At 64.0% G+C, this 7479-nt stretch carries 5 protein-coding genes; 3 read left to right on the top strand and 2 right to left on the bottom strand.

The annotated features are described in order from the left end of the window. Window positions 1–1826 (bottom strand): YhgE/Pip family protein (locus tag B3C64_RS06895; protein WP_291534659.1); only part of this gene is annotated, 1826 nt, incomplete at its 3' end. Between the two features lie 282 nt (window positions 1827–2108). Then, entirely contained in the window at window positions 2109–4574 is a 2466-nt protein-coding gene (locus B3C64_RS06890) for a S9 family peptidase (RefSeq protein WP_291534658.1), read from the bottom strand. 209 nt (window positions 4575–4783) lie between these two features. On the opposite strand from B3C64_RS06890, the gene B3C64_RS06885 reads away from it, so the two are divergent. The 3 genes from B3C64_RS06885 to B3C64_RS06875 form a co-directional block, all read left to right on the top strand. After that, the gene (locus B3C64_RS06885; protein ID WP_291534656.1) at window positions 4784–5491 is read left to right on the top strand and encodes an FhaA domain-containing protein; all 708 of its coding nucleotides are present in this window, start codon (window positions 4784–4786) and stop codon (window positions 5489–5491) included. Window positions 5492–5516: 25 nt separating this feature from the next. Next, a complete protein-coding gene (locus B3C64_RS06880) occupies window positions 5517–6050 on the top strand; it encodes an FHA domain-containing protein FhaB/FipA (RefSeq protein WP_291534654.1) in 534 nt (177 codons plus the stop codon). A gap of 5 nt (window positions 6051–6055) precedes the next feature. Beyond that, the coding region (locus B3C64_RS06875) for a protein phosphatase 2C domain-containing protein (RefSeq protein WP_291534653.1) at window positions 6056–7479 on the top strand (1424 nt) is incomplete at its 3' end.

Below are 7479 nucleotides of genomic sequence, written 5' to 3'. Positions count from 1 at the left end.
AGCAGTCCCGCGAGGATGAACAGCAGCGGATGCTCGCATTGGATGCCGAGTACGAGATCGCCTACGGTGGCGATGGCAGCCTGCATGAAGCCGACGAGCATGAACAGCATCCATCGGCCCATGTATCCCTGTGTCGGCGTGTAGTCGCGGATGCGTTCGTCACGGTCCACTTCGAGCTTGTAGATGGCCACGAGCACGAATCCTCCGACCCACAGCGCCAGATTCGTGTAGAAGGGCGCGACGGCCGAACCGTAGTTGTCGGTCGGATAGATGACGATGTGCTGCACGTGCACGGGATTGCCCATGAACTCGCTCACGCTTTTCGTATCGACGCCGAGCAGTTGGGCGATCTGCCCGTATGCCTGCGAGCTGGACAGCGCGGCGACGTCGGTGCGGGTCGTCTCCAGCTGGCCTTTCAGGGTGTTCAACGCGCTGATTGTGGAGCCGAGCGTGCCGTGGGTCTGCTTGAGGGTGGAGGCCAGCTGGCCGAGCAGCCCGTCGTTCTGCCCGACGAGTCCGTTGAGCGATCCGAGCAGTCCGACGATGGTGTTGCCGGTGGTGCTGGCCGATGTCAGCGAGCTGTCCAGGGCGGGCATGACCGTGCCGGTCAGGTCGGTGCGCGCGTTCGCCAGCCCTTTGGCCGCGTCGCCGGCAAGACCGGAAGCGGCCGTCTGCAATGTGGTGACGGTGGTTTTGCCGTTGTCGATGAAACTCTTGGAATTCTTCTCGAAGGAGGCGAGCAGCTGGCGTTCCTGGCTGAGTTTGTCGCGCGCGTTGGCGATCTGGCGTTTGATGGCCTGGTATTCCTCGCTGTTGGCGTCGAGGCCGCTGGAATCGAGCGTGCGTTCCAATGCGTCGATGAGGTCTTCGGTGGTGTCGCAGGTCTTTTCCAATGACTGGCTGACCGTGTCCACGTCGTTCTGCGCGGTGTTGAGCCCGTTGAGCACCTGGCCGGCGGCATTGCCCATGTCGATCTGAAGACCGGACAGTTGTGTGCTGCCGTCGTCGAGTTTGCCGGCCAGCGTCGTCGAGAACCGCTGGGCGGTGCGTTGCGCGTCATTGGCCAGTCCGACCGTGGTGTTCGCCGTGTTCGATGCGGTGTTCAGCGCGGAGGATGCCTGTTTGTTGACCTTGCGCGCCTGTTGGATGGCGTTTTGCGCGGATTTCAGCGACGCCTGCATGGTGCCCATGGCGTCGGTCGCCTCGTTCAGACGGTCGATGATGCCGTTGAGGTCGTCGGTGACTCCGTTCTGCGCGCCGTCGACGGTCCGCGCCGCGGAGGACGCCGCCTTTTTGACCTGCTTCGCCACGGCGTCCGAGGCCGCGGTCACGAAGGTCGAGTTGATCTGCTCGTCGATCGTGTTGGCGCCGGTGTCGGTGATCTTCGGCGCGATGGGGTTCTGTTTTTCGTTGACGTAGTATGTGATGTGCGGACGTTTCGTGGTGCCGGTCACCGATCCGATCAGCGTTTTGCTGAAATTGTCGGGCAGCACGATCGCGGCATAGTATTTGCCGGATTTCACGCCCTGCAAGGCGTCGGTTTTGCTGACGAAGCGCCAGCCGAGCTGGTCGTTCTTCTTGAGTTCCTTGACGGTCTGCGCGCCGGCGTCGAGGTGGCCGACGAGCGTGGAATCGGTGCCGAGGTCCTCGTTGGCGACCGCCACCTGGATGTTGCCGGTGTTGGAATACGGATCCCAGTTGGCGAGGATGTTGCACCATGCGTATAGCGACGGGATCAGCGCGACGCCCAACGTGACGACGACGGCCACGGGATTGGAGACGATGCGCCGCAGGTCACGTGTGAAAATCCTCAGAATCGTCCGCATCCGTCCTCCACTTGATACCGGTCCGATGGCACTATATCCATGCGCATGTGTTCTGTAAAGCCCTTTACCTCAACTCCGAAATCAACAGAATATTCCATTCCGTATCCGTCCGTCCCGAAGCGAAATGCCTTCGCCTCGGGCGACGGCCGCGCGGAAGCCGGCCGGAACCGGTGTCCGGCGGCTTCCGTGGAATCGACGTGCGACGGTTCGTCTCCATGCCGTCCGGGCCGATACCGCCCAGAACGGCGAGGGCCGGCCCAAGGCGATTCAGACCGGCGTCCCTCAGGCCAGCGCCTTGGCGAGGAAGTCCCGCTGCAGGAGCAGCAGGTTCTCGGCGACCGTCTCGTCGTTGGTCATATGCGTGATGCCGGTGAGCGGCAGGAACGTGTGCTGCCGTCCGGCCGCCATCAGCGCCTGGCTCAGCCGCAGGCTGTTGGCGATCGTCACGTTGTCGTCGGCGAAACCGTGGATGAGCATCAGCGGGCGCCTGAGGTTCGGGGCGTCCGCGATGATGCTGTTCCGCTCGTACACTGCGGGGTCGAGGCCCAGATACCGTTCGGTGTAGTGCGTGTCGTACAGCGTCCAATCGGTCGGCGGCGCGCCCGCGCAGGCCGCGGCGAACGTGTCCGGCGCCTCGAGGACGGCGAGCGCGGACAGGAATCCGCCGTACGACCAGCCGATCATCGCGACGCGGTCGAGGTCGGGTTCGGGCGCGTTCCATGCGGCGAGCGCGTCCGGCAGCGCGTTGACCGCCGACACCTGGTCCTCCAGGGTCACGGCCTTCATGTTCTCGTAGATCATGCGGTCCCACTTCGGTCCGCGGCCGGTGGTGCCGCGGCCGTCCGCGGTGACGACGATGTAGCCTTGGTCGGCCCACCATTGCGCGTCCCAGTAGAAGGACTGGCTTTCGACGACCTGCTGGAATCCGGGGCCGCCGTATGGCTTCATCAGCACCGGCAGTTTGGTGGCGTGGGCGTATGCGCTGTGTTCCGACGGCAGGATGACCGCCGTGTGCAGCGCGCGTTCACCCAATCGGGTGAAACGCACGTTCGGCCGGAATCCGGGTTCGGCGGCATGGTTTTCGATCGGCGCGACGACCATCGAGGCCGTGTCCGTGCCGTCTTCGGATGCCGTGGCGACGTTCATGCAGTGCTGCATCTGCGTTTTCGCGTCGTCCATGCCGCGGCCGGTCACCACGCAGCCGTTGCCCGCACGGGACATCGTCCATTGGCCCGGCGTGTAGGTGAGCGGCTCCCAACCGCCGTCGAAGCGCATCGACACGACGTCGAAGCTGCGGGCGTCGTGGTCCTCCGCGTTGTCCTGCCAGAGGAAGGGCAGTTGGTCGGCGGGCAGGAGTTCCGGCGTGCGCTGCACCACGCACAGCACGTCGTCGTCGGTCACGTCGAGCACGGTGCGCACCTGCAGTCCGGCCGGCGTGAACGGCTTGCCGTCCACGGTCAGGCGGTTGGTGTCCGCGTCCATGTCGTTCATCGCGCATACCAGGCGCCCGTCCGGCGTGTATGCCGGGACGCCGTGGATCAGGTCGAGCCACTGGCCGTTGTGGTGCTCCTCAAGCACGCGGACCGTGCCGGGACGCTCGCCTTCCGCGTATTCCGGCACCGTGAAGGAGAAGGTCTCTACCTCGTCGCCGTCATCGTCGGTGAATGCGTTTTCCGGCGCGATGGCCGGCATCACCGGTTCGCCGACATGCACGGCGAGCACCTGGTCGTGCTGCTGCAGACGGTCCTGCACCTGGATGATCGGCTCATGGCCGTCCGTCCAGCTGACCGCGGCGAGGTATTCGTAGGATTCGCGGTCCCACCGCACTTCGTTGGCGATGCCGCCGTAGTAGCAGCCGTCGGTGTCGAATCCGAGTTCGAGCAGCGTCAGCCGCACGTCGGCGTTGGCGGTCAGCGCCTGCGGGTAGCGGCGTCCCTGCGCCGGATTCGCCGGATTCGCCGGATCGGAGATGTGCCAGGTCTCCTCATTGGCGGAATCGAAGGTTTCGAACAGCACGTATTTGGAGTCGGGCGACCACCAGAAGCCTTCGTAGCGGTCCATTTCCTCGCCCGCGGCGAATTCGGCCAGTCCGATCTTCACCGTGCCGTCGGCCGGTGCGGAATCGTCGTCCCCGCCGCGCACGCCATACACCGTGGCGATGGATTCCTCCGCGTCCTGGCCGGATGCCGGCCAGTCGGCGATGTCGATGAGATTGAGGCGTTCGCCGGTCGTGTACAGCACGTGGCGTCCGTCCGGGCTGATGCGCGGGTTGAGCACCGGACCGTATTCGGCCGGCGATGCGTCCAGGGCCTCGGCGACCAGCTGCCGGGTGCGCGCGCCGTCCTCACTGATTTCGGTCAGGAACAGCTGTCCGTTGATGGTAAACACCACGCGATCGCCCGCCGCGTCGACGGAGTAGCCGACGATGCCAGAGCCGCCTTCGCGCGCGCGTTCGCGACGCGCCTTCTCCTCGGCAGGCACGTTCTCGGCGTCGGCGTCGGCAAGCAGGTCACGGGGGTCGGCAAGCAGTATCTCGCCGCTTTCGCCGTCATCGTGGATCACGCTCATCCACAATGAGGTGACCGTGTCTTCCGGACCGTCCGAACGCAGGAACAGCGCACGGGAGCCGTCGCCGATCACACGCGCCGAACGCGGGGCGCCGCAGGAGAATCGCAATGTGCGTGCTTTCAAACGGGGGAAACGCGCGATCGCGTCACGCTCGCGCTCAGTTTCAATCGCAGTATCCATGCCTCCAACCTAGCACCGGCCCATAGCGCCGACCGGCATGCCGATTGACGCCACCCCCGCATCACCCCGACGCTCCCCTATCGGCGGGAACGCCGCCATCCGCCGTATTCCACATGAAATTTTTGCAATTAATTTGCGACCAATAAGTATGTAAATTGGCGCTCGGCGCACTACCGCGTAGGATAGGTGAGGATAGAAAGGGACAAAGTATGAGTGTTCTCGACCGATTTGAGAAGAGCGTGGAAGGCGCGGTGAACGGCGTCTTCGCCAAGTTCGGGTCCAAGGACCTGCAGCCCGTCGACCTTTCCAGCGCTCTGGAACGTGAGATCGACAAAGAGGCCATGCCCGTCACGCGCGACCGTACCGTAGCCCCGAACGAATACCGGTTCAAACTCAGCACGCCGGATTTCAACAACATCGTCGAATGGGGCGCCGAGACCCTGGCGAACGAGCTGGCGGACAACCTCACCCAGTATGCGAAAAGCCAGCATTACGCATTCGTCGGACCGGTCGTGGTGATCTTCGAAGAGGATCTCGAACTCACCAAGGGCAATTTCAAGCTGTCCAGCGAATCCGTGCAGGGCAACACCGTGCCGGTCACCACCGACGCGCAGAACGAGGACTGCCCGATGCTGGAGATCGGCGAGCACCAGTATCTGCTCACCGAAAGCAAGACGATCATCGGACGCGGTTCCGATTGCGACATCGTCATCGACGATCCGGGCATCTCCCGTCGCCATATGGAAATTGACATCAACGACGACGGCAAAACCGTCATCGCCCGCGACCTGAACTCCACGAACGGCATGTACGTCGAAGGACACCATGTGGAGGCCGCTACGCTGCTTGACGGCAACACCATCACCATCGGACGCACCCGCATCCTGTACTGGGCTTCTTCGCAGGATCAGGAGTAGACGACCTGGAACGGGAGCCGCTTTTATGCTCACTGAATTAACCTTTGCGATTCTCAAATATGGCTTTCTCGTACTGTTATGGGTGTTTGTAGCCTGTGTGGTACGGTCGCTGTACCACGACATCGAAACGCTCAGCCCGCGGAAATCGCGGGCTCATCGTCGTAAGGAGCGTCGCGCGCGCAACGCCGCGCAGTCGCCCGCGCCGGTGGCCGCGCCCGCACCGGCCGCGGTCTCCACACGGTCCGCGAATGCCGTGCCGAACGCCAATCCCACGCTTCTGGTGATCATCGATGGTCCGCTTGCCGGCAGTTCCGTCCCTTTGACCGGCAATACCATCACGCTCGGCCGCGCCGCTTCGAACACCGTGGTGCTGGACGACGAATTCGTATCCTCCCACCATGCGCGCGTCTACACCGATCCCGCCACCGGCCGGTGGGCGATCGAGGATCTCGGCTCCACCAACGGCACCGTGGTCAATCAACAGCGCCTGCAGGCGCCGATGATCCTCGGTTCGCGCGTTCCGGTGCGCATTGGCGCAACCACTTTTGAATTGAGGTGAGCCGATTGCCGAATTCCGACGCTTCACAGCCACTGTTCATGTATTCCACCGTCGTGTCCGACGTGGGCACGGTGCGTTCCAACAACCAGGATTCCGCATTCGCCGGCGAGCACCTCATCGCCATCTGCGACGGCATGGGCGGCCATGCGGGCGGCGACACCGCCTCCACCATCGCCATCCGTTCGCTGGCGCACATCGAATGCGACAACGCGCAGGGCGACGTGCAGGCGGTGTCCCACATGATGGCCACCTCCGTGATGGCCGCGCATGACGCGATCGTCGGCAAGGCGAAGCGCGAACGCAAGCTCGCCGGCATGGGCACCACCGTCACCTCCGTGGCGATGGTCGCGGGCTACTGGGTGCTGGCGCATATCGGCGATTCCCGCGCGTACCTGTTGCACGACGGCCGGCTTATCCGCATGACGTCCGACCACAGCTACGTGCAGCACCTCATCGACACGGGCCGCATCAGCGCGGCCGAGGCGCGCAACCATCCGCAACGCAACGTGGTGATGCGTGTATTGGGCGATTTCGACATCGATTCGCGCCCGGACATCGCGATCCGCAAGGCGAATCCGGCCGACCGCTGGCTGTTGTGCTCCGACGGCCTGTGCGGCGTGCTTGAGGATTCGACGTTGGAGGAAGTGCTGTCCTCCTGCTCCGATCAGGAGGAGTGCGCGCAACGGCTCGTCTCTATGGCGTTGCGTGCGGGAAGCACCGACAACGTCACCGCGGTCATCGCGGATGCGACGCTCGCCCTCGACGCCGACGCGTTCGATCTGCCGCATCAGACGCCGCTCATCGGCGGCGCGGCAAGCGCGAGCCTGGAACCGATTGCGGACATCATCAACGAATCGGTGGCGTCGGCACCCGCCCTGCGCGACGCGAAACAGTCGCCCGCGGCCCGCGCCGCGGCACTGCGCCACGGCAAAGACCCCGAGGAAAACGCACAGGACCAGAACAAGGAGCAGCGCGTCGCGCAACCGTCCACCGTCCGTGAGGAGAACGGCGAACGCGCCAATCCCGACACCGGCGAGATTCCGGTGGTACAGAAGCTCAATGGGCGCATCTCCGCCGACCCGAACGATCCCGAGGTCGCCAAGGCGATCGAGAACGAACAGGTCGACCAGACCAAGACGAAACGCACCCGCAGGCGCCGCACCCGCGCATTCGGCATCATCGTCGCCGTCATCGTGCTGCTCTGCGCGGCCGCCGGAGGTCTGCTGACCTACCGTTGGAGCCAATCGAAGTACTACATCGGCGACGACAATGGAACCGTGGCGATTTTCCAAGGCGTGCCGACGAATCTGTTCGGATTGAAGCTTTCGCACACCGTCACCGACATGAACATGAAGACGAGCGATCTGCCACCCAGCTGGCAGGAACAGCTCACCCAAGGCATTTCCTTCGACTCGTACGACGAGGCGAA

The organism is Bifidobacterium sp. UBA6881 (assembly GCA_002451435.1).
Taxonomy (GTDB): Bacteria; Actinomycetota; Actinomycetes; order Actinomycetales; family Bifidobacteriaceae; genus Bifidobacterium.
Note: the sequence above shows the minus strand (reverse complement) of the source record. Positions and strands in the feature narration are given on the sequence as shown.

What these genes read in the sequence shown, in the direction of transcription:
- B3C64_RS06890 (WP_291534658.1), bottom strand. Translation starts at nt 4,574, where the DNA reads ATGGATACTGCGATTGAAACTGAGCGCGAGCGTGACGCGATCGCGCGT.
- B3C64_RS06885 (WP_291534656.1), top strand. Translation starts at nt 4,784, where the DNA reads ATGAGTGTTCTCGACCGATTTGAGAAGAGCGTGGAAGGCGCGGTGAAC.
- B3C64_RS06880 (WP_291534654.1), top strand. Translation starts at nt 5,517, where the DNA reads ATGCTCACTGAATTAACCTTTGCGATTCTCAAATATGGCTTTCTCGTA.